Raw genomic sequence first — 24,717 nt, 5'->3', positions numbered from 1 at the left:
AGCAGCTATGCTCAAGGGTAAAAAAATATTGATCGGCGTTACGGGCAGCATCGCAGCCTACAAAGCCATATTACTGGTTCGCCTGCTGGTTAAAGCAGGAGCGGAAGTAAAAGTGGTGATGACGCCTGCCGCCAAAACATTCGTATCACCCGTAGTGCTTTCAACCCTTTCCAAAAACCATGTTGTAACAGAACTGGTGGAAGGGGAAGATTGGTCAAACCACGTGATGCTGGGCCGCTGGGCCGATGTGTTCGTATTGGCGCCGCTGAGTTGCAATACCCTGGCCAAGATGGCGCAGGGGCTTTGCGATAATGCTTTGCTGGCGGTGTATTTATCCGCTACCTGTCCTGTTGTACTGGCCCCCGCCATGGACGAAGACATGTGGCGCCACCCCGCCACCCGGCGCAATATGGATTTACTGGTGAAAGACGGCAACCACCTCATCAACGTGGAAAAAGGAGAACTGGCCAGCGGCTTGTATGGCGATGGAAGGATGGCAGAGCCCGAGACCATCGTAGCATACCTGGCAGAACACCTCTTGCGCAGTAAAACACTGAAAGGCAAAAAAGCGCTGGTATCTGCCGGTCCCACTTACGAAGCGATTGACCCGGTACGTTTCATCGGTAATCATTCATCCGGTAAAATGGGATTTGCCATTGCAGAAGCTTTGTACATGCAGGGAGCCGATGTAACCCTTGTTACAGGGCCTACACACCAGCAAACAGCTTATGCCGGTATCCATGTAGTACCGGTGGTGTCGGCTGCTGATATGTATGATGCCTGTATGGCCGCATCTCCCGATGCGGCGGTGATCGTAATGGCAGCGGCTGTGGCCGATTACAGGCCGGTATCCGTTGCCAGCAATAAGATCAAAAAGAGCGCGGCGGACTGGGAACTGAAGCTCACCAAAAACGAAGACATATTGCTGGCGTTGGGCAAGCAAAAAAAAGCGGGACAATTCATTGCGGGCTTTGCACTGGAAACCAATAATGAACGGGAACACGCATTGGCGAAACTGCAAACAAAGAATGCCGATATGATCGTGCTCAATTCGCTGAACGATGAAGCGGCAGGCTTTGGAGTGGATACCAACCAGGTAACTATTCTGCATCGCTCCGGCGAAGAAAAAAAGATCGGGCTGCAATCGAAAAAAGCAGTGGCGGAAGAGATCGTATCCTTCATCATAACACATGTTCATGCGAAACCATAAGACAGGGTGGATGATCATGCTCGCTTGCCTGTTGTGCCTGCAGCAGGCTACGGCACAGGAATTACAGGCAAGGGTGTCGGTGATTGCGGCGCGTGTTAATTCTACGGTAGACAGGAAAATATTCACTACCCTGCAAAACCAGCTCACTACACTGCTCAACAGCCGCAAGTGGACCAATGATGTATTCAGGGAGACTGAAAAAATAGAATGCAGTTTCATCCTCAATATAGAAAATGTACCAGAGCCCAATGTGTACAAAGCCACACTCACGGTGCAGGCGGCGAGGCCAGTGTATAATTCCACTTACCAGGCAGCGCTGGTGAATTATATAGACCCCGAAGTAACATTCCGGTATGTGGAATTTCAACCGGTGGAGTTCAATGAGAACAGGGTGCAGGGAACAGATGCTTCCATTGCCAACCTCACGGCTGTCTTTGCTTATTATGCGTATACGATACTGGGACTCGACTACGACTCTTTTTCTCCCAAAGGAGGAGAGCAGTATTACCGCAAAGCGCAACAGATCGTAACCAATGCGCCCGAAGGCAAGAACATCAGCGGCTGGCGCCTCTTCGATGGCGTTCGTAACCGCTACTGGCTGAATGAAAACCTCATCAACAACCGGTACAATATCATGCACGATGTGATCTATGCTTATTACCGTTCCGGGTTCGATAACCTGTACGACAAAGAGAAAGAAGCGAGAACCAATATATTACAGTCGTTGATACAGCTGGATGCTTTCAATAAAGAAAACCCCAACACCATGATCCTGCAATTTTTTCTGCAGGGCAAATACCTGGAGCTGATCGGCGTTTTCAAAAAAGGTACGCCGGAAGAAAGAACAAAAGCCATAGAATTGTTGAGTGCATTGGATATCGTCAATGCCACGCATTATAAACAGGAATTGCAATGAAGAAATACGGGGTGATGCAACTGATCGGATGCCTGGCGCTGTTGTTGGCGGGCTGTTCGGATAATAAACCGAAAGTGATACCTGTGAACACCATGAAAAAAGTGGTGTGGGATATGATGAAAGCCGATGAGCTCTTCGCCAGGGAACGTTTGAAAGATTCAACAATGCAAAAAAAACGCGAAGACATCCGTTTGTACGAACAGGTATTCTCAATACACCATATTACCCGCGAACAATTTTACCAGAGCTACCGTTATTATGAAACACATCCGGTACAGTTCAAAGAATTGCTGGATTCGGTAGAAAGTCTTTCTACTAAAGAACAACAGCAGCTGTCGAAGAAGCGTGCCATACCATAGCGGTTAAACAGTATCTTTGGTTGTTAACGATTGCGCTATGAACAAGGTCTATGCAAATGCAGACGAAGCCATTTTTGATATCCGCGACGGAGCTACTATTATGCTCGGCGGCTTTGGTCTGAACGGGATCCCTGAAAACTCTATTGCAGCATTGGTGAAAAAAAAAGTAACCGGACTTACCTGTATTTCCAATAATGCAGGGGTGGATGATTTTGGTCTGGGCCTGCTGTTGAAGACAAAGCAGATCAAAAAAATGATGAGCAGCTATGTGGGCGAAAATGCAGAATTCGAAAGGCAGTTGCTCAGCGGAGAATTAGAGGTGGACCTGATTCCGCAGGGAACCCTGGCTACCCGCATACAAATGGCAGGCATGGGCATACCTGCGTTTTATACGCCGGCAGGTTATGGTACGGAAGTAGCCGCAGGAAAAGAAGTGCGGGAGTTCAATGGCAAAATGTACCTGATGGAACATGCACTGCATGCGTCTTTTGCAATTGTCAAAGCCTGGAAAGGCGATGCGCAGGGTAACCTGGTGTTCAGGAAAGCAACCAGGAATTTTTCTACTTCAATGGCCAAAGCCGGTGATATTACTATTGCCGAAGTAGAAGAGCTGGTACAGCCCGGCGAACTGGATCCCGATCATATTCATGTGGCGGGCGTATATGTGCACCGCATTTTCCAGGGAAGCCATTATGAAAAAAGAATAGAACGCAAGACGGTTCAGATACAAGGATGAAAAATCAACATTCAAAAACGATGGAGCATGGCGCTTGATAAATTCCATATTGCCAAACGAATTGCACAGGAGCTGAAAGACGGAATGTATGTGAACCTGGGCATTGGCATACCCACACTGGTCTCTAATTTTATTCCCGAAGGCATCACCGTGATCCTCCAAAGTGAGAACGGTATCCTGGGCATGGGGCCTTACCCTTCAGAAGCAGACATAGATGCCGATCTCATCAACGCCGGTAAAGAAACGGTTACAGTAATACCAGGCGGCGCTTTTTTTGACAGCGCCGAAAGTTTTGGAATGATCCGTGCAGGTAAGATAGACCTTACTGTATTGGGTGCGATGGAAGTGAGTGACAGCGGTGATATTGCCAACTGGAAAATTCCCGGTAAAATGGTAAAAGGAATGGGCGGTGCGATGGACCTGGTAGCCAGTGCACAAAATATCATCGTAGCCATGATGCATACGAACCCGAAAGGAGAAAGCAAACTGTTGCCACAATGCCAACTGCCACTCACCGGTGTAAAATGCGTAAAGAAGGTAGTAACGGAATTGGCCGTGCTGGATATTACTCCAGATGGATTCTTACTGAAAGAAAGGGCGCCGGGTGTAACAGTTGAAGAAATTGTTTCGAAGACTGCCGGTCGTTTGGTAGTACCCGATCATGTTCCTGAAATGAAATGTTAGTTCGGACCGATTTGCTAACTTGCATATCAAATCAATGTTATGAATATACAAGTTGGACAAAAAGCACCGGATTTCGCATTGTACGATTCGGATAAGAACAAAGTATCGTTATCGGATTTCAAAGACAAGAACGTGTTGTTATTGTTCTTCCCGCTGGCTTTCACAAGCACCTGCACTGCAGAATTGTGTAACATCAGGGATAATATCGCGCTCTATAATAATTCGAATGCACAGGTATTGGGTATATCGATTGACTCACTCTTTGTATTGGGTAAATTCAAAGCCGAGCAAAACCTGAACTTCCCGTTACTCAGCGATTTTAATAAAGAAGCCGCGAGCGCTTATGGAGTACTCTATGAAACTTTCCCCGCATTTGAAATGCATGGCGTTAGCAAGAGAGCTGCTTTCCTGATAGATAAAACAGGCACGATTCAGTATGCTGAAGTATGTGCAAAGCCTTCGGATCTTCCTTCTTTTGAAGGTATACAGCAGGCGCTGGCTAAACTTAATTAAATAGCTTGATGGCTCATACTCAGTGAATACACACGTCATCCCGAGCGTAGCCGAGGGATCTGCTGAATATTCAGTGAGATCCTTCGACTCACTGCGTTCGCTCAGGATGACGTTTAATTAGCCATTGATCAATTAAATATGGTTTTTAGCATAGTTTTTGCTACTTTAGTAATAGACTCAGATCATGAAGAAACTCAACACAGTTGTTTTACTGGTAATGGCGTTCTTTGGCAGCAGTTTCATTGCTGACAAAGGACAGTCGTCTTTTGAGTTTACTGATGTTCAGACGAAAATCATTCGCTTTTACCCCAACCCTGCTACTACCGTTATCAGTTTTGAGTTCGACAAATCGGTTGATAAATCCTACTCATTACAGATCTACAATTTTATTGGTAAGAAAATGACCGAGATCAGGGTTAACGAGAGCAAGATCACCATCCCGCTCGACGATAACTATTTTCGCGGTCTATACATCTACCAGTTACGGGATGCCAATAGCCGGATCGTGGAATCGGGTAAGTTCCAGGTGAATAAGTAATCAACCCAACCAATGATCGTCACCCTGAGCGAGCGAAGCGAGTCGAAGGGCCTGATAAAGTTTTCAGCAGATCCCTCGGCTACGCTCGGGATGACGTTCAGGAAACCTCTACAATCAGAAACTTTAAGTAATTCGTATTCTCCACGCCCCATATGATGGGGTGATCGCTGGCCTGGGCCTGAAAAGTAACCTGCCTGATCTTTTTACGGGCGTCTTTGGCAGCCATTTCAATGGTTTGCAGGAAGAGGTCGGGCTGCACCAGGTTGGTACAACTGGAAGTGACCAGGAATCCACCATTTTTGATCAGCTTCATACCCCTGAGGTTGATCTCTTTATAACCGGTGATCGCTTTCTGTATTTGTTCGCGGCTCTTGGTGAACGCGGGCGGATCGAGCATGACCACATCGTACTGGCGGCCTTCCTTTCCCCATTGCTTAAGCACATCAAAAGCATTCATGGCTTCGAAGCGGCAGATATTGTCGAGTCCGTTCAGCGCGGCATTGCGATTGGCCTGCGCTACGGCATTTTCAGAGATGTCGAGTCCGAGTACCGACTTCGCCCCATAATGGGCGGCATGTATCTCAAAAGTGCCAGTGTAAGTAAATGCACCCAATACATCAGCGCCTTTTACAATATGTTGTATGGCACGGCGGTTATCCTGCTGGTCGAGGAAATACCCGGTTTTCTGCCCGTTCTCAATATCAACATGGAATTTCAGTCCGTTTTCGTTGATGATGATATTCGTGTCAAATGGGGTCGATAAAAATCCTTTTTGTTGTTTTAATCCCTCCAGTTCCCGCACGGGCACATCATTCCGCTCATAAATACCTTTGGGCGAGAAGATGGATTGCAGTGCCGCTACAATGGCCGGCTTCCAGCATTCCATCCCAAAAGAAAGGGTTTGAAGTACAAAATAGTCGTTGAATTTATCGATGACCAGGGCGGGCAGTTCATCGGCCTCGCCAAATACCAGCCGGCAGTTTTCAACATATCCCAACTTTTGCCTGTACAACCAGGCACGGGCTATCCTGTCGTGGAAAAACTGCTCATCGATGACTTCCTGCCGGTTCCGCGTCAGCAGGCGTACCAGTATCTGCGACTGGGGATTGATATAGCCGCGGCCGGCGAATTTCCCATCACTGTAAGAAACTTCCACAATGTCACCCGCTTTTACTTCACCTGCCACCCGGTCTACCTCGTTGCGGAATATCCAGGGATGTCCGCCGGCAATGCGGGGCGTGATCTTTTTCTTCAAATAAACCTTTACCATGGCCGCAAAGATAGGGCCGGGAAGGGGTTATTGATTGCCGCCGGATTCCTGTCATTTTTTCCTTTTCTTTGCTCCGGCAACATTTTTGACAATAGTTGCGGCATAACGTAATCATACTATGGAAGAGCAAGAAATGACGCAAAAAACGGAATCTGCCGAAAAAGACAACAGATTGGATATCAATACTGACGAAAATGCAGCCGGCACTTCACACCTGAATGAGCCGGTACAGGACGAGAATGCAACGGAGAAGCTGGAAACCGCCCTGCAGGAGCAGAAGGACAAATACCTGCGCCTGATGGCCGAATTCGACAATTTCCGTAGAAGAACAGCCAAAGAGCGGCTGGAACTGATCCAGACTGCCGGAAAAGACGTGATATTGTCACTGCTGGATGTGCTGGATGATTGCGACAGGGCTGAAAAGCAGTTACTGGCCAATGAAGACCTCGCTGCACAAAAAGAGGGGATCATGCTGGTATTTAATAAACTTCGCAGCACCCTGCAGGCAAAAGGGGTAAAACCCATGGAAAGTATCCACCAGGATTTCGACGTGGAAAAACACGAGGCCATTACAGAAATCCCCGCACCTGCTGAAGAACTCAAAGGCAAAGTGATCGATGAAGTGATGAAAGGCTATTATATGAATGATAAGATCATCCGCTTTGCGAAAGTGGTGGTAGGAAAATAGAATTGCAATGACAAAAAGAGATTATTACGAAATCCTGGGCGTTGGTAAAACTGCTTCAGCCGATGAGATCAAGAAAGCTTATCGGAAGGTGGCTATGCAATTCCATCCCGACCGCAATCCGGGTGACAAAGCTGCAGAAGAGAAATTCAAAGAAGCAGCCGAAGCTTATGAAGTGTTGAGTGATGCTGATAAGAAAGCAAAATACGACCGGTTCGGACATGCAGCATTTGCACCCGGATCGGGCGGTGGAGGCGGACATTACGGCGGCGGCATGAATATGGAAGACATTTTCAGTCAGTTCGGAGATGTATTCGGCGGTGAGGATGTGTTCGGAAGTTTCTTCGGAGGTGCCGGCAGGAGCAGGGGAGGCGGAGGCCGTTCGGCAAGAGGTGTGAGGGGTTCCAACCTGCGCATCAAAATGAAACTCACTTATGAAGAGATAGCCAAAGGGGTTACCAAGCACGTGAAAGTGAAAAAGCATGTTACCTGTAATACCTGTGGCGGCAGCGGCGCCAAAGACCAGAGCAGTGTGCAAACCTGTAAGACCTGCGGCGGAACCGGACAGATACGCAAGGTAACCAACACATTCCTGGGGCAGATGCAAACGGTAACTACTTGTCCCACTTGTAATGGCGAAGGTACTACCGTAACCGCTAAATGCGGTACCTGTAAAGGAGAGGGAAGGGTATACGGCGAAGAGACCATCAGCATAGACATACCGGCGGGCGTACAGGAAGGCATGCAATTGAGCATGAGTGGAAAAGGAAATGCAGGAGAGCGTGGAGGTGCACCGGGTGATCTGATCATACAGATAGAAGAGGAAGCGCATCCGGAATTGCAGCGCGATGGACTCAACGTAGCGTATGACCTGCATATCTCATTCGCCGATGCAGCATTTGGCACGCAGGTGGAAGTGCCCACCATCGACGGCAGGGCTAAAATAAAGATACCGCCAGGTACACAGAGCGGAAAAATATTCCGGTTGAAAGGAAAAGGATTTCCGGAAGTGCAGGGATACAGTCGCGGTGATCAGCTGATACAAGTGAATGTATGGACGCCGCAACAGCTTACCGATGAAGAAAAAGCAATGCTGGAAAAGCTCGGCAGGAGTGAGAACTTCAAACCGCAGCCCGGCAAGAGCGATAAAAGTTTTTTTGACAGGGTACGGGAAGCCTTTAATTAAGCGAACCATTTAATGAACAGCGAAATAAGTGCGTATATGCAGGTAGCAACAAACACTCCTTTCGCTGTTTTGTCTTTCCGCCGGTTGATATAGAATGTAAAGACCAATGCGTTTGCCATCAGTGAAATGCTGATGATGGCAGTGAGCAGTGATTTCTGCGCCATTAATACTTCAAAGAAATCTTTGAGAGAAAAAAGCCGGAACCGCACCAGGTAATAACCAAAGAGCCCCGCAACAGGAGCAATGAATCCGAGCACCAGGCCCAGTTTTAAGTTGTCTTTCTTGAGCATCAGAATTTCCAGTTTGTTTCCAGTTTCTTTTTGAGTTCATAGTGGGTGAGATCGAACTGTACGGGAACCACACTCACATAATTGTTCTTGAGCGCCCATACATCGGTGTCCTTGCCTTTGTCGAAGTTGAGGAATTCACCGGTGAGCCAATAATATTTTTTGCCGTGGGGATCTTTTCGTTCGTCGAATTCCTCTTCGTATTTGGCATAAGCCTGTCGGCAGATTTTCACTCCTTTGATCAGTTTTTCTGTAACTGCGGGGAAATTAACGTTGAGGCAAAGGTGTTTATCGTGCTGTTTACCCTTCAATACTTTTTCAACGATCATACGCGCGTATCGCTGGGATGCCGAGAAATCGGCTTCAATACTGTAATCGAGCAGACTGAAGCCAATGCTGGGGATGCTTTCGATGGCTGCTTCCAGTGCGGCAGACATGGTACCCGAATAGATCACGTTGATGGAATGGTTGGCGCCGTGGTTGATGCCGCTGATACAGAGATCGGGTTTGCGGTGTAATATTTTGTCAACCGCCAGCTTTACACAGTCAACCGGTGTGCCGCTGCAACTATAAGCTTCTATATCTCCGAACTGGTTCACCTTCTGCAGGCGCAGCGGATGACCAATGGTGATGGCGTGCCCCATACCACTCTGCGGCTTATCGGGAGCCACTACTACTACTTTACCTAATCCTACTACAGATTCTACCAATGCCCGGATACCGGGTGCTGCAATACCATCGTCGTTGGTAACCAATATGATGGGAAGGGATGACTTCGAACGCGTTTTTTTGACCATGCTGTAAAGATAAGCAAGAGCAATATCAACTACATTTATAATGGAAGCATTGTGGTTGGTATGCCCAAAGATTTGCCGGTCACTTTTACTTACCTTATAAGAACTGTTGGCGCTGCAAAAAGAAAGTAAGGGAAACAGGCTGTCCGCATTGTAATTTTTTAAAAAAAGCAGCAGAAAATTTTGGCAAAGCTAAAAATATTAGTATTTTGCACTAAATCAGTTAGCTATGTCAAACGCCGGAAAGAATTTACGCTACCTGCGCAAGCTGCGTGGCTGGACACAGGAAGAGTTTGCCAATAAACTCAAGATCAAAAGATCATTGGTGGGTGCTTATGAAGAAGAACGTGCTGAGCCGCGCCTGGAAGTAATGGAAGTGGTCTGCAATATTTTCAAGCTGAGTTTGGAAGACCTTTTATTCAAAGACCTGGCCGAGCCGCAGGGTGCCAGCTATTTGGAGAAGAGAAGGCAGCTTAAGATGGCTTCAGAAGTTACCCAGATCAGCTTTGTGCCGGTGAAGGCGGCGGCAGGCTATATGACCGGTTATGCTGATCCGGAATTTTTGGATGAACTGAACACGTTTACCCTGCCTATGCTGGCTCCCGGACAGTATCGTGCTTTTGAAATCATTGGAGACAGTATGTTGCCCACTCCCAGTGGCAGCGTAATTGTAGGAGAGAAAGTAGAGGACCTGGAAGAAGTGAAGAACAGTAATACTTATGTAGTGCTTTCAAAAAATGATGGCGTGGTGTATAAGCGCATCATGAAGAACAACCGCCTCAGGAACAAGCTTACCCTCATCAGCGATAATCCGCAATACGAACCTTACAACGTGAGTACGGAAGATGTGCTGGAAGTTTGGAAAGCGGTGTACATCATGCAAAAAGCCAATACCACGCCGCGTTGGGATGTGAATCAACTGGCTGGTATGGTCAATAACCTGCAGGAGCAGGTGAGCACGTTGAAGCGGAAGCTCAACTAATTGAATGGCTCGATGAATGAAAGAATTGTTCAGAGATTGAAAATGTCTTTTGCGGCTTTGAAAGTATTGCAGTGCGCTGTGACAATGGCTCTGATATCCGGGGAATAGCCACCGCCCATGGCCACGGTTACAGGGATATTCCTTTTCTTTAGTTCGCTGAATACCAGTTCATCCCTTTTTTTGCAACCATCGATACTTACTTTCAGTTTACCGAATTTGTCTGTGTCCAGTATGTCTACGCCCGATAAAAAGAAAGCGAAATCGGGTTGTACCTTTTCCAGCAGCACAGGCAAGGTATGAGACAATATTTGCAGGTACTCCTGTTCACCGGTACCGTCTTTTAAAGGAATGTCGAGGTCTGATTGTTCTTTGTGGAAAGGATAATTGTGCTGGCCATGCATGCTGAAAGTAAATACACGGGGTTCTTTCTCAAATAATTTGGCTGTTCCATTACCCTGGTGTACATCGAGATCGATGATCAATAGTTGACTGGCCAGTTGGTGATGCAGTAAATAATTAGCAGCAATAGCCATATCATTCAGTAAACAAAAACCTTCACCCCGGTCGGCGAAAGCGTGGTGCGTTCCGCCGGCCACATTCAATGCAACGCCATACTGCCTGGCATAACGGCAACAATCAATGGTGCCCTGTGCTATGATCAACTCCCGTTGTGTAAGGGCTGGCGATTGAGGGAAGCCAATCTTTCTTTGCTCTGAAGCGGAGAGTGTTTGATGCAACAGTTTTTCCAAGTACGCTTTCTGGTGTGTCAGCAACACGGTGTCTTCGTTACAGGCAAAGGGTTCGAAGAGGTTTTCCTTTGCGATCACTCCTTCATGCAATAATTGCGCGGGAATGAGTTCGTATTTAAGCATGGGAAAACGATGCCCTTCAGGTAAGGGGTGTGCATACAAAGGGGCATAGGCAATGTACAACATCGATCAGTTCAACGATTTTAGCTGTCCGCCTGCCTTGCGGATAAAATACAGTTTCTTGTTTTCCAGGTAATCGGGTAACAGATGCTCTTTGCTCAAACGAACGGGTTGAAAGTCGAAGTCGTTGAATAAATGAAAATCTTTATCGGAAAGATGATTGATCAGGCCATTATTGTATTTGAGCAATAATTTACCAAAATGATAAAGGGCTTCAAAGCCTTTGAAAGCCATATCGCTGGGTCTTGCCTGGAACCTTGCCCTGTATTTGGTAACCAATTGCTGTCCTGTCTTGTCCTTACGCAGGTAATTATAAGTGAAAGGAGTAGAGTATACGATCTCGGTATTCATCCGGTCCAATTCTTTTAATGCATCCCAGGTAGGCATCCCAATGGCTACCGAAGGGAAGTTTTTCGATTCATCCAATGCCCTTACCAGGTTAACACCGAATGCTTCATTGAGGGTACCACAGATCACAATGTTTTGCTTTGTACTGTCGAGATAACCCGTCACCTGTTTCACGTTAAAAGTATCGGGCAGTTCAACAGTTTTGATCCTGAGCGGAATACCGGCTGTTTGCTGGCCTGCAGTGTCGAACTCGGACTGGATCATGTCTTCAAACGGGCCCTTTCTCCTGAACATAATCATGCTGCTGGTAGGATATATTCTTTGCAGGTAATGATACAGGCCGGCGCAGTGTGTGGGCAATGTGGGATTTACCAGCACAAAAAATGGGTTGGCTGTAATACCACCATCGTTGGGATAGGTGGCGGAAATAAGCGGGATGTTTTTATTGAGCGCAAAATCAGCCAGGAGCTTGATCTCGTTGCGTGTATTGAAAGAAGCGATGAGCAATGATACCCCGTTCAGCTCCGGTTTTAGCAGCACTTGTGGCAACGGTTGGGTTAAGCTTTTACTGTCGTAAAATAACACTTCCAGTTGTGCGTGTTCGGCTTGCAGGGAATCTATGGCCAATAACACACCATTGTAAAAATCGAGGCCTGGCAACATATAGCGCGGGAGGCTGTTGGTATTGCCCAGTTTGTAGTCATTGCCTTTGAAAGCAGAATCGAGGTACACAGGGGCGAATACAGCAATTTTCAGAGGCTGCCGTATGGCAGTATCCTGTGCAATTGCCGAAAAAAGAAAACAACAGTAACAGGTAAACAGACAAGCATACTTTTTCCAATAGTGCATACCGTCATATTTGCTTCAATGTACTAAAAAAACTATTCCCATTCAATCGTAGCCGGCGGCTTACTGCTGATATCGTACACGACCCGGTTGATACCCCTAACATTGTTAATGATCTCGTTCGAAATATGGGCCAGGAATTCATAAGGAAGGTGCGCCCAGTCGGCCGTCATACCATCCACTGAAGTAACGGCGCGAAGCGCAACAGTATATTCATAAGTTCTTTCATCCCCCATCACCCCCACACTTTTCACAGGTAATAAAATAGTGCCTGCCTGCCATACAGTACTGTAAAGGTTGTGCTTTTTCAGTTCCTGTATATAAATATCATCGGCGGCTTGCAGGAGTTGTACTTTCTCTTCGGTTACTTCACCCAGGATGCGTATCGCAAGACCCGGTCCGGGAAAAGGATGACGGTTGATCATATCGGCAGGTATGCCCAATTCCAATCCCACTTTCCGTACTTCATCCTTGAACAGGAAACGAAGGGGTTCTACCAGTTCAAGGTGCATGGTATCGGGTAAGCCTCCTACATTGTGGTGCGATTTGATGGTTTGCGAAGGGCCATGCACACTTACACTTTCAATAACATCGGGGTAAATAGTGCCTTGCCCGAGGAATTTCACCCCCGCTATCTGTTTGGATTCTTCCTGGAATACATCGATGAACAATTTTCCGATCACTTTGCGCTTGGCTTCGGGATCGGTTTTACCTTTCAACTCGCCGTAAAACAACCCTTTGGCATCAACGCCTTTTACATTCAAACCCAACTGGCGATACGTATGCAGCACTTTTTCAAACTCATCTTTGCGTAATACACCGTTGTCAACGAAAATACCGTGCAACCTGTCGCCAATGGCTTTGTGTATCAGGGTAGCAGCTACGGTACTGTCAACCCCGCCGCTGAGCGCCATGATCACCTGATGATCGCCGATCTGTTGTTTGAGATGGGCTACGGTTTCAGTCACGAAAGAAGCGGGTGTCCAGTCCTGCTTACAACCGCAGATCTGTACCAGGAAATTCTTCAATACCTTTTTACCTTCTGTGGAATGATATACTTCGGGGTGAAACTGAATGCCGTAAAGCGGATGGGTATCGTTGCCGGTTTTGCGGAAAGCGGCAACAGGAATGCTTTCCGTTGTAGCCAGTATTTCAAAACCTTCCGGAAGCGCTACAATGGAATCGCTGTGACTCATCCATACCTGGGAACCGTCGCTGATGTCTTTCAGCAACACATCGTCTTTCCGGCGTTGCAGCCTGGCGCGGCCGTATTCCCGTTTGTTCGATTTGTCAACCCTTCCGCCAAAACACTTGGCAGTTAGCTGGGCGCCATAGCAAATACCCAGTACCGGCAGGCGCTGTATAAAAGCGGCAATATCTACCGCAGGCGCTTTCTCTTCGTTCACACTGAAAGGAGAGCCGCTGAGGATAATGCCTTTTAACCCGTCTTCAAATGTAAAAGACTGGTGATAAGGTATGATCTCACAATAAACATTGGCTTCTCTTACCGCACGGGCTATCAACTGGGTATACTGACTTCCGAAGTCGAGGATGAGTATCTTTTCCGTCATGGCTGCGAAGGTATTGAAATTTCACGGGCCTTAACTGATCAATGGTCACAAATGCACAGGAACGGTAGGACAGGGTATTTTCTTTTGGCTATCTTTAATTTCAAACAAATAATATGAAATATATTATACCTATATTGATGTTGGTGACGGCCTTGTGTTTCAGCGCCTGCAACTGGATACATTTCAAACGCATCGAAGGAAGCGGGAACAGGGTAACGGAAACGCGTCCCATTGAGCATGCAGAAAAAATAAGACTGGGATCGATATTCGATGTGGAAATCACCAAAGGGCCCACTACTTCTGTAAAAGTGGAGGCAGACGATAACATACTGCCTTATGTGGTTACCCGCATGGAAAACGGGTTCCTGCTGTTGGAGTTGAGAGACCATATATATATTGGCCACTCGGCGGGCATCAAGGTATATATCACTACCGACCGGTTGGAAGAACTGCGTTTATCCGGAAGCGGTAATATCACAGGAAAGGGTAAGTTCACCGGGGCCGATAAACTGAAAGTAAAAGTATCGGGTATCGGCAACATGAACCTCGATGTGAATACCCCCGAGGTAGAAGCCGAGATCAGCGGCAGTGGCTCTGTTAGTTTGTCGGGCGAAACCAGGAATGAGCAGGTCCGGATCAGTGGCATCGGCAGCTACAAAGGCGAAGACCTGAAGGCCGAATCTGTGAAAGTGCGAATCTCAGGAGCCGGCAATGCAAAGGTTTTTGCCGATAAAGACCTGGACATACATGTATCGGGTATCGGATCGGTATATTATAAAGGAGCAGCTTCTATTACACAAAGCATTTCTGGCACGGGCAGCGTACATAAAATTGACTAAACCATTATTTTTTCATTATTTTAGGTTGAAAATTCACTGAAAGTAATGGAAAACGTGCACAGCATTTTACTGGTTGAAGATGAGATCAAATTAGGCAAAGCCATTCAGGATGAACTGGTTCGGCAGGGATATGAGGTAGAGGTGGCCACCAATGGGAAAGAAGCTGAAAAAGTGTTTAAAAAACAGGCTTTTTCTTTGGTGTTGCTCGACATCAACCTGCCCTATAAAGATGGGTTTGCCCTTTGCAGGGAATTCAGGAAACACAACCAGAAAGTGCCCATTGTAATGCTCACTGCAGCAGGCCAGATCAGTGATAAGGTAACGGCTTTTGAATTGGGCGCGGATGATTACATCGTAAAGCCTTTTCATTTCGATGAACTGTTTGCACGCATCAAAGTATTTCTCAAACGTTCTGAAAAACCCCGGAAAGCAGAAAAAATAGTTGTGCATGACCTGGTGATAGACCTTTGGGACAAATCGGTGAAAAGAAACGGCACCGATATTTCCCTCACGGCGAAAGAATTTACCCTGTTGGTTTTGCTGGCATCCAATAAAGAAAAAGTGATTTCCAAACAGGAGATCCTTTCGAAAGTATGGGACATGAGTTTTGACACCGGCACCAATACCATTGAAGTCTACATCAGCTTTTTACGGAATAAGATTGACAAGCCTTTTGAACAGAAACTGATCTATACCAAGCCAGGGTTCGGATATTACATCAAATAAACCCGGAGCATGAACCTCAAGTTACGGTTTGCACTGCTGCTCACTTTTTTTGTTGCCATCGTTCTGATCATTACATCTACGGCCATTTTCATCCTGGATTCGGGCTACCGGCGGGAAGATTTTTTTGAGCGATTAAAAAAAGACGGCCTGGAATTCCATGATATAGTTGCCGAGATCAAGGCGCCCGGTGAAGCCGCCATTGTGATGCTGAAGAAAGCATTGCACAGCAATACTTCCTATGATGAAAAACTGGTTATATATGATTCTACGGGTGCTGTATTGAACAAGCTGCCGGATACCGTGCATGAATTGATGGACAATGGAATGATGAAGAATATAAAAAACCTGAAAGAGTGGAGGCAGGAAAACGAAAATGTGCAAAAGGTTTGGTTGTATATACCAGAGACGCATTATTATGTTTTGTCATCGGGATATGATCTGCCGGGACTGAGCAAGCTGAACAACCTGAAGATCATACTGGCGTCGGTTTGCATTGGGGCCTTGTTACTCACTTCTGTTTTTTCTTTCGCGTATGTAGGAGAAGCAGTGAAGCCACTCACAATGTTGAGTAACCAAATGGCTTTCATCAGCGAACAGAACCTGACGGAAAGGGTATCGGAGGATGGCAGGTATGAAGAGATCAACGAGATCGCCCGCAATTTCAATGAGATGCTGGAAAGATTACACAAAGCATTTGCAGTGCAGAAGAATTTTGTACAACAGGCTTCCCACGAATTACGCACCCCCTTGGCTTCCATGCTCGCTCAAACAGAGTTGGCCCTCAGGAAAAACCTGGGGGAAGAAGAATACAGGGAAGTGCTGCATTCGCTTAAAGAAGACGAACAACGCCTGATAGAGTTGACGAATTCACTCTTATTGCTTTCACAATACGGACAGTTGAATTTTCAGTCCGACTGGCCCTGGCTTCGCATAGATGAGTTGCTGTATGAATCCATCAGCAACATAAAAAAAATATATCCCGATATAGCAGTGACCGTATTCTTTGTTAAACAACCTGAATCGGACCAGGATTGCCTGATAGCGGGTAACGATTCCCTGTTGAAATCGGTTTTCACTAACCTGCTCAAGAATGCTTACAACTATTCATTCGACAAAAAAATAAACATTGGTATCGACATGCACCAACGTCATGTGGAAGTGCATTTCGATAACCGGGGCGTACAACTCTCTCACGAAGAGGCAGAAAAGATCATGGGACCATTTTTCCGTGGTGAGAATGCTGCGATGACCAAGGGTTTTGGATTGGGACTTTCCATTGTGCAACGTATTCTTACCGTGCATCATGGAACCATCACTTATACGGCCCTCTACGATGATACGAACCGTTTTACTGTGCGCTTACCCAAAGCGGAGGATCATTACATAATATAAAAGCCAACCGGCTACCGGTTGGCTTGCAATGATTTATCGGAAAGCTACAGATAAAGCTTACGCTGTAGCTTTATTTGCCTTTTTAGCCAGTTTGCTCTTCAGGTTGGCAGCTTTATTTTTGTGGATGATACCACGCTTAGCCAACTTGTCGATCATAGAAACAACGTCAGGCAACTGCTCAGTATAGGCCTTTTGGTCGGTGTTCGCTTTCAGACCGCGGATGGCATTACGGGTAGTTTTGCCATAGTAACGGTTACGATCGCGACGCTTAGCAGCTTGTCTCACATCTTTCTTGGTAGCTGAATGATTTGCCATGTTCTGTTTTTTTCAGGACGGCAAAGGTAAGGTATAGGAATCAAACAGGGAAATTTTCGGCAAAAAAACTGAAAAATCCATTTTCACCGGGATGGCATAAAAGCCATCTAAAATGGTGAAAATAAGCCTTATTTTATGCGGCTAATGACCGATATTTGCCCTCAATTTCAACAAAAAGCTGAATAATCTAGTCAAATGAAGGATTTTTCGTATATTACCAATTCCCATCCGGCCTTTATCGAAAGTTTGTACCAGGAATTTGTGAAGAACCCGGCAGGGATTGATCAGGATCTGCGTAAATTTTTTGAAGGGTTTGATTTTGCTGTTGCCAATCATGCGGGTGCAACGGTAAACGGACAAGCCGCTGTTGCCACAACGGCAGCGATCGACTGGATGAAGGAAATCAGGGTATACCGCCTGATCCTGGGCTACCGCAATAAAGGCCACCTGCTGGCCAAGACCAACCCCATACGTCCGCGTAAAGACCGCGGCGCCAACCTGGAACTGTCGTTCTTCGGACTTTCCGATGCCGATCTGGATACGGTTTACCAGGCAGGCAATCTCATTGGCCTCGGCGCCACCAGCCTGCGCAATATCCTCGATCATTTGCAGAAATGTTATGCCGATAAAGTAGGCATTGAGTTCAAATACATCAGCGATCAGAAAAAGATCGACTGGCTCACCAACGAGATGGAACGCAAGTTCAATACGCCCGTTCCCATCACACAAAAGAAACGCATACTGGAAAAACTGAACCAGGGTGTGATGTTCGAAAAATTCCTTCATACCAAATATATTGGCCAGAAACGCTTTTCACTGGAAGGAGGAGAAACCACCATTGCTGCACTGGATGCCATCATCAATGTAGCCGGCAACAATGATGTACAGGAAGTGGTCATTGGTATGGCACACCGCGGCCGCCTCAACGTATTGGCCAATGTGATGGGTAAAACTTATGAACAGATATTCAGTGAGTTTGAAGGAACGGCTGATATCGACCAGACCATGGGCAGCGGCGATGTGAAATACCACATGGGGTATGGCAGTGAAGTGCAAACAGCAGATGACAAACATATTCACCTCAAACTGATGCCTAACCCTTCTCACCTCGAAGCCGTAGACCCGGTGGTGGTGGGTTTTGCAAGGGCGAAAGCAGATGTATTGTACGAAAGTGATTTCGACAGGATATTACCCATACTGGTGCATGGAGATGCATCTGTAGCCGGACAGGGCATTGTGTACGAAGTGTTGCAGATGAGCAACCTGGCCGGTTATTATACAGGCGGTACCATTCACTTCGTGATCAATAACCAGATCGGTTTCACCACAGATTTTGATGATGCAAGGAGTGCCGATTATTGTACTTCTGCAGCGGCCATGATACAGGCGCCGGTATTGCACGTGAATGGCGATGATGCGGAAGCAGCTGTTAAGTGTGCAGAGATCGCCACACGCTATCGCCAGGAATTCAACAGCGATATTTTCATCGATATGGTTTGCTATCGCAAACACGGACACAACGAAGGAGACGACCCTAAATATACGCAGCCACAGCTCTATGCATTGATCGACAAACACCCGAACCCACGGGAGATCTATACGCAATACCTCATGGAGAATGGCGAAGCCGATGCACAGCAACTGGCTAAGGAAATGGAAAAGAAATTCTGGGCCGATCTCCAGGAAAGACTAGATGAAGTGAAACAGCATCCGCTGCCTTACAAATACCAACAGCCCGAACTGGTATGGAAAAGCCTTCGCAAAGCAACAGAAGAAGATTTTGTTGCTTCACCCGCTACCAGTATCAGTGAAGAAGCCGTGCGCTCGCTTTTCAACGGCCTCATGAAATGGCCGTCTGATTTTCAGCCATTGAAAAAAGTAGAAAAATTATTGCAGGATAAGATCAAGCTGCTGGATACAGAACAGAAGATCGACTGGGCTACGGCCGAACTGATGTCTTATGGATCCATTCTCTGCGAAGGAAATATTGTGCGCATGAGCGGACAGGATGTGAAGCGCGGCACTTTCAGTCACCGGCATGCAGTATTGCGCGATGAAAACACCAATGCTGAATACAACCGGCTCGACCATCTCCAGGAAAAGCAGGCGGCATTCCGCATCTATAATTCATTGCTGAGCGAATATGGGGTATTGGGTTTTGAATATGGTTATGCCATGGCCAATCCCAATGCGTTGGTAATATGGGAAGCGCAGTTCGGAGATTTTTGCAATGGCGCACAAACCCTGATTGACCAGTTCATTGCAGCAGGCGAACAAAAATGGCAGCGGCAGAACGGTGTGGTGATGTTGTTACCGCATGGATACGAAGGACAAGGCCCTGAGCATAGCAGTGCGCGCATGGAACGTTTTCTGCAAATGTGCGCCGAACTGAATTTGGTGGTAACCAATATCACCAGTTCTTCCAATCTTTTCCATGCATTCAGGCGCCAGCTTACCTGGCCATTCCGCAAGCCATTGATTAATTTCTCGCCTAAGGCCAACCTGCGTAATCCGGGCACTTATAGTCCGGTCAGCGAATTTACCACCGGCGGATTCAGGGAACTGATCGATGATACATTTGTAAAAGATGCCACACAGGTGAGGAAAGTATTGTTGTGCTCCGGCAAACTTTATTTTGAACTGGCCGACAAGCAACAGAAAGACAACAGGAACGATATCGCTATTGTTAGACTGGAACAGTTGTACCCGCTGCCTTACCGCCAGATTGATGCGCTGTACAAGAAGTACAGCAAAGCCACCTGGTTCTGGGTACAGGAAGAACCGCTGAATATGGGAGCAGCCAGTTTCCTGCAGATGAACCTGAAGAATATCAATTTTGGTGTGATCAGTCGCAATGCCAGTGCAGCCACTGCAACAGGATATGCTAAAGTGCATGCCCAGGAGCAATCGGAGATCATCGATACGGCATTCGGCATCTGATAATAGCATCAACCGCAGACCATCAAACCACAGATAATAAAACAGATATATGATCGAAATAAAAGTTCCAACGGTAGGAGAATCAATCAGTGAAGTGACGCTTTTAAAGTGGACGAAGAAGGACGGTGAGTGGGTGGAGCGCGATGAAGTGATCGCGGAACTGGAAAGTGAGAAAGCTACTTTTGAAGTGAATGCTGAGAAAGCGGGTGTGCTTACTACAAAATGGAAAGAAGGCGATACGCTGAACATTGGGGATGTGCTGGCTGAGATCGACGAAACGGCTGCCAAGCCTGCAACAGCGGCACCTGCTCCTGTTGCAGAGAAACCCCAGGCCGCTACTGCGCCTGCCAAGGCAGCAAGCGCTGAGCCTGCTCCTGTAACCAAAGCAGCCGAAGTGAAAGCTACACCGGTAGCATCAGCGATCATAGCAGATAAAAAAGTGAATCCTTCAGCTATCACCCCCTCTGGTGTTGGCGGAAAGATCATGAAGCACGATGTGCTGGAAGCATTGAACAACCCGGGCCGCAAATCATTCGACGGTGATGCATTGTTCTCCCGCAATGTGCGCCAGGAGAAAATGAGCAATTTACGCAAGACGATCAGCCGCAGGCTGGTGGAAGCCAAGAATACGACGGCGATGCTCACCACTTTCAATGAAGTGGACATGACCAGGGTGATGGAAGTGCGTAAACAATACAAAGACAAGTTCAAAGAAGTGCATGGTGTGAACCTGGGCTTCATGAGCTTCTTTGCCAAAGCCTGCGCCATTGCATTGGGTGAATGGCCTTCTGTGAATGCTTATATCGATGGTGATCAATTGATCTACCACGATTATGCCGATATCAGTATTGCGGTAAGCACACCGCGCGGCTTAACGGTTCCTGTGATCCGCAGCGTGGAAAGCCTGGGTATGGCAGAGATCGAAAGAAAAGTGGTAGAGCTGGCTGGTAAAGCGAGAGACAGTAAACTGACTGCCGAAGACCTGCAGGGCGGTACTTTCACCATTACCAATGGCGGTGTATTCGGAAGCCTCATGAGCACACCCATCATCAACATACCACAAAGTGCCATCCTGGGCATGCACAAGATACAGGACAGGCCCATGGCCATCAACGGGCAGGTAGTGATACGTCCCATGATGTACATTGCGCTGAGTTATGACCACCGCATCGTCGACGGACGTGAGAGCGTTAGCTTCCTGGTTCGCGTAAAAGAACTGCTGGAAAATCCTGAATTGTTATTGTTCGGCAAAGACCCGGTTAAAACATTACTGGAAGTATAAGGATAAGATAATCAATACGATAGTTTGAAAGGGGCTCCGCAAGGAGCCCCTTTTGTTGTAGTTATTCACCTACAAATATTTTATTTATAACGATATAAATTGCAGTACATAAATCCTATTCTATGAAGCTACCGTTACTCACCTACGGCTTGCTCCTGTGCACAATACTCAGTTCCTGCGAAAAGCAATTTGAGCTGAAGATGGCCAAGGGCGCCGATTCCGCATCCGGAAACCAAAATACTACCGGTGCTCTGATGAAGGTAGATGTTACCGGAAGCAAGGGCACTACTACCCGGCATTATGACTATGATGCAAATGGCCGGCTCATCAACATAAAAGTCGACAATGCAGAGCCCGACGGCGGCACGCAGGTACGACGCATGGTGCGCGACAGCCTTGGCAGGATCGTAAAAATAGTAGCTAATTTTAAATGGGGAAGCCAGGGCAGCGGCACTACCCTGAACGGTACCGACAGTACCATCATCTACGTGCATTATCCTTCGGCTACCAGTACACAGTTCGATTATACCTTTTCGAGTCTTAGCGTACAAGGCGTTACTTCAGCCGACAGCAGTGCCTATAAGTATACCGATGGCCGGATCACCGAAATGGACACCTATTTATCATTGAATGGCGTGATGAATGTGCTCACCGCTAAAATCACCTACAGTTACGATACCAATGGGAACATCACACAAATGAAAACCTATATGCCCGACCCCTCCGGTTCGGGTGCCATGAGCCCCATGCTTACATTCACTTTCACGGCCGATGATAAGATCAACCCGCTGCAAATGGGTAATGAAGCATTGATAGAAGGAGGAGACGGACAAAGTGCCGGCAGGAACAATATTACCCGGATGGCTATTGATGCCAATGCTGTATTAACTTCTTACCCCAGCCAGGTTACTACAATTACGTATCAGTATAATGCCGGTAATAAGCCGGCTTCGGGAGATGTGGTGAGTTCGTTGATAGGCAATGGCTCCATCAAATATTTTTACAAATAGAATTTTCCCTGCTTTGTTACAGTATTGATGCCGCTGTTACCCACAGCGGCATTATTTTTACAACCAGATGAAATATGCGCATCAATATATGCGATCGGCCGAAACGATCATTGGTCTGTATGATGGTACAGTACCACTCGCTGTTTTTCTGAAACAGCATTTTGCCATTCAGAAAAAATTCGGTTCCCGTGATCGCAGATTCATCAGTCACCTTTGTTATTGCTATTACCGCATGGGGCATGCCAGCCTGCACCTGCCGGTAAGTAAGCGGATACAAATGGCTTTATTCCTTTGTGAGCATTCACCAGGTGTGTGGAGTGATCTTTTCGACGCGTCGTGGCTGGAGAACTGGAGCGATGCATTACCGGCGCGGGTCCGGTACCTGCAATCGGCAGAACCCTCTTTTTCGATCAGCAGTGTATTTCCCTGGCAGGAAGCGTTGAGCCTGACCATCGATGCAAATGGCTTTGCGTGTTCTCATTTTATACAACCGCTTCTTTTTTTAAGAATAAGACCCGGGTATGAAAAGATTGTTCCGCAAAAACTCAAAGACGCAGCCATTGCGTTTCAATCCTTGAATGAACACTGCATCGGGCTTGCTAATGCCAGCAAGATCGATACCCTTATTGCCATCGACCAGGAAGCTGTTGTACAGGATTATAATTCACAAAGGGTAGGCGAAAAACTTCCGGCAAACGTATCCACTGTATGGGATTGCTGTGCAGCGAGTGGTGGCAAATCGATCCTGGTAAAAGATATATTGAAGAAGATCGATCTTACCGTATCAGATATCAGGCTTTCCATCCTGCAGAACCTGAAACAACGATTCATGCGCGCTGGGATTCAACAGTACCATTCTTTTGTGGCAGACCTGTCATCAGGAAAGACTTATGGTGCAGTAAAAAAATACGATCTCATCATTTGTGATGTGCCCTGTAGCGGCAGCGGTACCTGGGGCAGAACGCCGGAACAATTGTATTATTTTGAACAGGAACGGATAGATCATTATACATCATTGCAACAAAAGATCGTTCGCACAGTGCAAAATCACTTAACGGAAAATGGATACCTTTTATACATTACCTGCTCGGTATTCAAAAAAGAGAATGAAGAACAAGTGTCCTTCATTCAACAAAATTTTCCGTTGGAGTTACTGAGTATGGAACTATTGAAAGGGTACGACCGGAAAGCAGATTCACTATTTACGGCACTGTTTAAAAAACGAGCTCACCCCGCTGGATGATACCACCGCCAATCACATCATTGCCTTCATAGAATACGGCGCTTTGTCCGGGTGCAATGCTTTTCACATTTTCATAGAAGCGTGCACGTATGCCCCTTTCGTCATTATACAAATTACTCAATGTGCCTTTGTCTTTGTAACGGATGCGCGTCATGGCTTCCATGCCATTGGTGATGCCATCGTATTTGATCCAGTTAAGTTTACCAACGATCATATCGTTTTGTTCCAGGTCGGCTTCATCGCCCAGCACCACGGTATTGCTGTCGGGATGGATAGCCGTTACATAAGTAGGTTTCCCTAATGCAATATCCAATCCTTTGCGTTGTCCGATGGTGTAGAAAGGATAGCCTTTGTGTTGGCCTAATTTTTTTCCGTCTTTGTCCACAAACCATCCGCCTGCTACCTGGTCTTCCAGTCCGTCTACCCGTCTTTTCAAAAAACCGCGGTAATCGTTATCCGGCACAAAGCATATCTCGTAGCTCTCGCTTTTTTTAGCGAGCTCCGGATAGCCCATATCCATGGCCATCTGCCGGATCTCTGTTTTATGGTATTTGCCCAGGGGCATGATGGTGCGACTCAGCAATTCCTGGTCGAGTCCCCACAACACATAACTCTGGTCTTTGGTATCGTCTTTCCCTTTGCTGATCACATAGCGATCATTGGTATGCTTGCGAATCTCTGCATAGTGACCGGTTGCGATGAAATCGCAGTCGAGTGCATTGGCACGTTTCAGCAATGCCCGCCATTTGATATGGGTGTTGCACATCACACAGGGGTTGGGTGTACGGCCGGCCAGGTATTCTTCCACGAAATTTTCGATCACGAAATCACCGAACTCTTCGCGGATATCTAAAATAAAATGCGGAAAACCATGGTGCACTGCTGCCTGTCGCGCGTCGTTGAAAGAATCGATATTACAGCAGCCGGTTTCTTTTGAACTGCTGCCACTGCTGGCGTAATCCCATGTTTTCATGGTAATGCCCACGACTTCGTATCCCTCATGATGCAACATGAGAGCCGTAACGGTACTGTCGATACCGCCACTCATTGCCACTAAAACCTTTCCTTTACGGCTCATGATGAATTGACTTAATTTCGTGCAAAATTAAAAAAACT

General features: G+C 46.9%; 25 protein-coding genes. 17 read left to right on the top strand and 8 right to left on the bottom strand.

All coding sequences use genetic code 11. From position 1 onward, the window contains the following. Window positions 1–7: 7 nt before the first annotated feature. The 7 genes from coaBC to SEDOR53_RS0116420 all read left to right on the top strand — a co-directional run bounded on the left by coaBC (window position 8) and on the right by SEDOR53_RS0116420 (window position 4,956). Window positions 8–1,210, top strand: coding sequence for a bifunctional phosphopantothenoylcysteine decarboxylase/phosphopantothenate--cysteine ligase CoaBC (gene coaBC / locus SEDOR53_RS0116450; protein WP_026770692.1), 1,203 nt, complete (start codon window positions 8–10; stop codon window positions 1,208–1,210). Then, window positions 1,197–2,126 (top strand): DUF4835 family protein, encoded by a 930-nt coding sequence (locus tag SEDOR53_RS0116445; RefSeq protein WP_232214799.1) that lies wholly within the window; start codon window positions 1,197–1,199, stop codon window positions 2,124–2,126. Before coaBC ends, SEDOR53_RS0116445 begins: the two co-directional genes overlap by 14 nt. After that, a complete protein-coding gene (locus tag SEDOR53_RS0116440; RefSeq protein WP_026770690.1) occupies window positions 2,123–2,485 on the top strand; it encodes a DUF4296 domain-containing protein in 363 nt (120 codons plus the stop codon). The genes SEDOR53_RS0116445 and SEDOR53_RS0116440 overlap by 4 nt, the downstream gene beginning before the upstream one ends. Window positions 2,486–2,522: 37 nt before the next feature. Next, window positions 2,523–3,221, top strand: a complete 699-nt coding sequence (locus SEDOR53_RS0116435; protein WP_026770689.1) for a CoA transferase subunit A — start codon at window positions 2,523–2,525, stop codon at window positions 3,219–3,221. A 27-nt stretch (window positions 3,222–3,248) separates the two neighbouring features. Then, window positions 3,249–3,905 carry a 3-oxoacid CoA-transferase subunit B gene (locus tag SEDOR53_RS0116430; protein WP_026770688.1) on the top strand — a complete coding sequence of 219 codons (657 nt, stop codon included), beginning with the start codon at window positions 3,249–3,251 and terminating at the stop codon, window positions 3,903–3,905. 39 nt (window positions 3,906–3,944) lie between these two features. Beyond that, window positions 3,945–4,418, top strand: a complete 474-nt coding sequence (locus SEDOR53_RS0116425) for a redoxin domain-containing protein (protein WP_026770687.1) — start codon at window positions 3,945–3,947, stop codon at window positions 4,416–4,418. A gap of 184 nt (window positions 4,419–4,602) precedes the next feature. Continuing rightward, window positions 4,603–4,956 (top strand): T9SS type A sorting domain-containing protein, encoded by a 354-nt coding sequence (locus SEDOR53_RS0116420; protein WP_026770686.1) that lies wholly within the window; start codon window positions 4,603–4,605, stop codon window positions 4,954–4,956. 97 nt (window positions 4,957–5,053) lie between these two features. On the opposite strand, the gene SEDOR53_RS0116415 is transcribed toward SEDOR53_RS0116420, so the two are convergent. After that, complete coding sequence (locus SEDOR53_RS0116415; protein WP_026770685.1) at window positions 5,054–6,226, bottom strand: class I SAM-dependent rRNA methyltransferase; 1,173 nt, start codon at window positions 6,224–6,226, stop codon at window positions 5,054–5,056. A 118-nt stretch (window positions 6,227–6,344) separates the two neighbouring features. Here SEDOR53_RS0116415 and SEDOR53_RS0116410 point away from each other — a divergent pair, with 118 nt between their 5' ends. Continuing rightward, window positions 6,345–6,914, top strand: a complete 570-nt coding sequence (locus tag SEDOR53_RS0116410; RefSeq protein WP_037361505.1) for a nucleotide exchange factor GrpE — start codon at window positions 6,345–6,347, stop codon at window positions 6,912–6,914. A gap of 7 nt (window positions 6,915–6,921) precedes the next feature. Further along, a complete protein-coding gene (dnaJ, locus tag SEDOR53_RS0116405) occupies window positions 6,922–8,097 on the top strand; it encodes a molecular chaperone DnaJ (protein ID WP_026770683.1) in 1,176 nt (391 codons plus the stop codon). Here the strand turns inward: dnaJ and SEDOR53_RS18390 are convergent. Together SEDOR53_RS18390 and surE are read right to left on the bottom strand one after the other, a co-directional pair. Further along, window positions 8,094–8,387: a hypothetical protein gene (locus SEDOR53_RS18390; protein ID WP_037361504.1), complete on the bottom strand. Its 294-nt coding sequence runs from the start codon at window positions 8,385–8,387 to the stop codon at window positions 8,094–8,096. The genes dnaJ and SEDOR53_RS18390 overlap by 4 nt on opposite strands. Continuing rightward, window positions 8,387–9,181: a 5'/3'-nucleotidase SurE gene (gene surE / locus SEDOR53_RS0116395; protein ID WP_026770682.1), complete on the bottom strand. Its 795-nt coding sequence runs from the start codon at window positions 9,179–9,181 to the stop codon at window positions 8,387–8,389. Before surE ends, SEDOR53_RS18390 begins: the two co-directional genes overlap by 1 nt. A gap of 226 nt (window positions 9,182–9,407) precedes the next feature. Here surE and SEDOR53_RS0116390 point away from each other — a divergent pair, with 226 nt between their 5' ends. Continuing rightward, on the top strand, window positions 9,408–10,160 hold the full coding sequence (locus SEDOR53_RS0116390) for a LexA family transcriptional regulator (protein ID WP_026770681.1): 753 nt from the start codon (window positions 9,408–9,410) through the stop codon (window positions 10,158–10,160). Window positions 10,161–10,189: 29 nt separating this feature from the next. Here SEDOR53_RS0116390 and SEDOR53_RS0116385 read toward each other — a convergent pair whose 3' ends face one another. From SEDOR53_RS0116385 to guaA, 3 genes are read right to left on the bottom strand one after another with little or no spacing between them, the layout of a single operon-like run. Continuing rightward, entirely contained in the window at window positions 10,190–11,095 is a 906-nt protein-coding gene (locus SEDOR53_RS0116385; protein ID WP_026770680.1) for a histone deacetylase, read from the bottom strand. 3 nt (window positions 11,096–11,098) lie between these two features. Further along, complete coding sequence (locus SEDOR53_RS0116380; RefSeq protein WP_026770679.1) at window positions 11,099–12,286, bottom strand: hypothetical protein; 1,188 nt, start codon at window positions 12,284–12,286, stop codon at window positions 11,099–11,101. 32 nt (window positions 12,287–12,318) lie between these two features. Next, window positions 12,319–13,854 (bottom strand): glutamine-hydrolyzing GMP synthase, encoded by a 1,536-nt coding sequence (gene guaA / locus SEDOR53_RS0116375; protein ID WP_026770678.1) that lies wholly within the window; start codon window positions 13,852–13,854, stop codon window positions 12,319–12,321. A gap of 113 nt (window positions 13,855–13,967) precedes the next feature. Here guaA and SEDOR53_RS0116370 point away from each other — a divergent pair, with 113 nt between their 5' ends. Genes SEDOR53_RS0116370 through SEDOR53_RS0116360 form a run of 3 tightly spaced genes read left to right on the top strand, consistent with a single transcriptional unit; the run spans window position 13,968 to window position 16,811 of the window. Next, complete coding sequence (locus SEDOR53_RS0116370) at window positions 13,968–14,693, top strand: head GIN domain-containing protein (protein ID WP_026770677.1); 726 nt, start codon at window positions 13,968–13,970, stop codon at window positions 14,691–14,693. Between the two features lie 45 nt (window positions 14,694–14,738). Continuing rightward, window positions 14,739–15,419, top strand: a complete 681-nt coding sequence (locus tag SEDOR53_RS0116365) for a response regulator transcription factor (protein ID WP_026770676.1) — start codon at window positions 14,739–14,741, stop codon at window positions 15,417–15,419. A 9-nt stretch (window positions 15,420–15,428) separates the two neighbouring features. Then, a complete protein-coding gene (locus SEDOR53_RS0116360; protein WP_026770675.1) occupies window positions 15,429–16,811 on the top strand; it encodes an ATP-binding protein in 1,383 nt (460 codons plus the stop codon). 57 nt (window positions 16,812–16,868) lie between these two features. On the opposite strand, the gene rpsT is transcribed toward SEDOR53_RS0116360, so the two are convergent. Continuing rightward, window positions 16,869–17,126 carry a 30S ribosomal protein S20 gene (gene rpsT / locus SEDOR53_RS0116355; RefSeq protein WP_026770674.1) on the bottom strand — a complete coding sequence of 86 codons (258 nt, stop codon included), beginning with the start codon at window positions 17,124–17,126 and terminating at the stop codon, window positions 16,869–16,871. 195 nt (window positions 17,127–17,321) lie between these two features. Here rpsT and SEDOR53_RS0116350 point away from each other — a divergent pair, with 195 nt between their 5' ends. From SEDOR53_RS0116350 to SEDOR53_RS0116335, 4 genes are all read left to right on the top strand, one after another. Then, complete coding sequence (locus SEDOR53_RS0116350; RefSeq protein WP_026770673.1) at window positions 17,322–20,066, top strand: 2-oxoglutarate dehydrogenase E1 component; 2,745 nt, start codon at window positions 17,322–17,324, stop codon at window positions 20,064–20,066. 49 nt (window positions 20,067–20,115) lie between these two features. Continuing rightward, a complete protein-coding gene (gene odhB, locus SEDOR53_RS18385; protein WP_026773455.1) occupies window positions 20,116–21,348 on the top strand; it encodes a 2-oxoglutarate dehydrogenase complex dihydrolipoyllysine-residue succinyltransferase in 1,233 nt (410 codons plus the stop codon). A gap of 122 nt (window positions 21,349–21,470) precedes the next feature. Further along, entirely contained in the window at window positions 21,471–22,358 is an 888-nt protein-coding gene (locus SEDOR53_RS0116340; protein WP_026770672.1) for a hypothetical protein, read from the top strand. 67 nt (window positions 22,359–22,425) lie between these two features. Continuing rightward, entirely contained in the window at window positions 22,426–23,601 is a 1,176-nt protein-coding gene (locus tag SEDOR53_RS0116335; protein WP_026770671.1) for a hypothetical protein, read from the top strand. Here the strand turns inward: SEDOR53_RS0116335 and mnmA are convergent. Beyond that, window positions 23,573–24,679: a tRNA 2-thiouridine(34) synthase MnmA gene (gene mnmA, locus SEDOR53_RS0116330; protein WP_026770670.1), complete on the bottom strand. Its 1,107-nt coding sequence runs from the start codon at window positions 24,677–24,679 to the stop codon at window positions 23,573–23,575. The genes SEDOR53_RS0116335 and mnmA overlap by 29 nt on opposite strands. Window positions 24,680–24,717 lie beyond the last annotated feature (38 nt).

Origin of the sequence: Asinibacterium sp. OR53, from assembly GCF_000515315.1 — a bacterium.
GTDB lineage: Bacteria > Bacteroidota > Bacteroidia > Chitinophagales > Chitinophagaceae > Sediminibacterium.
The sequence above is the reverse complement of the archived record's forward strand: the minus strand, read 5'-3'. Positions and strand labels throughout refer to the sequence as shown.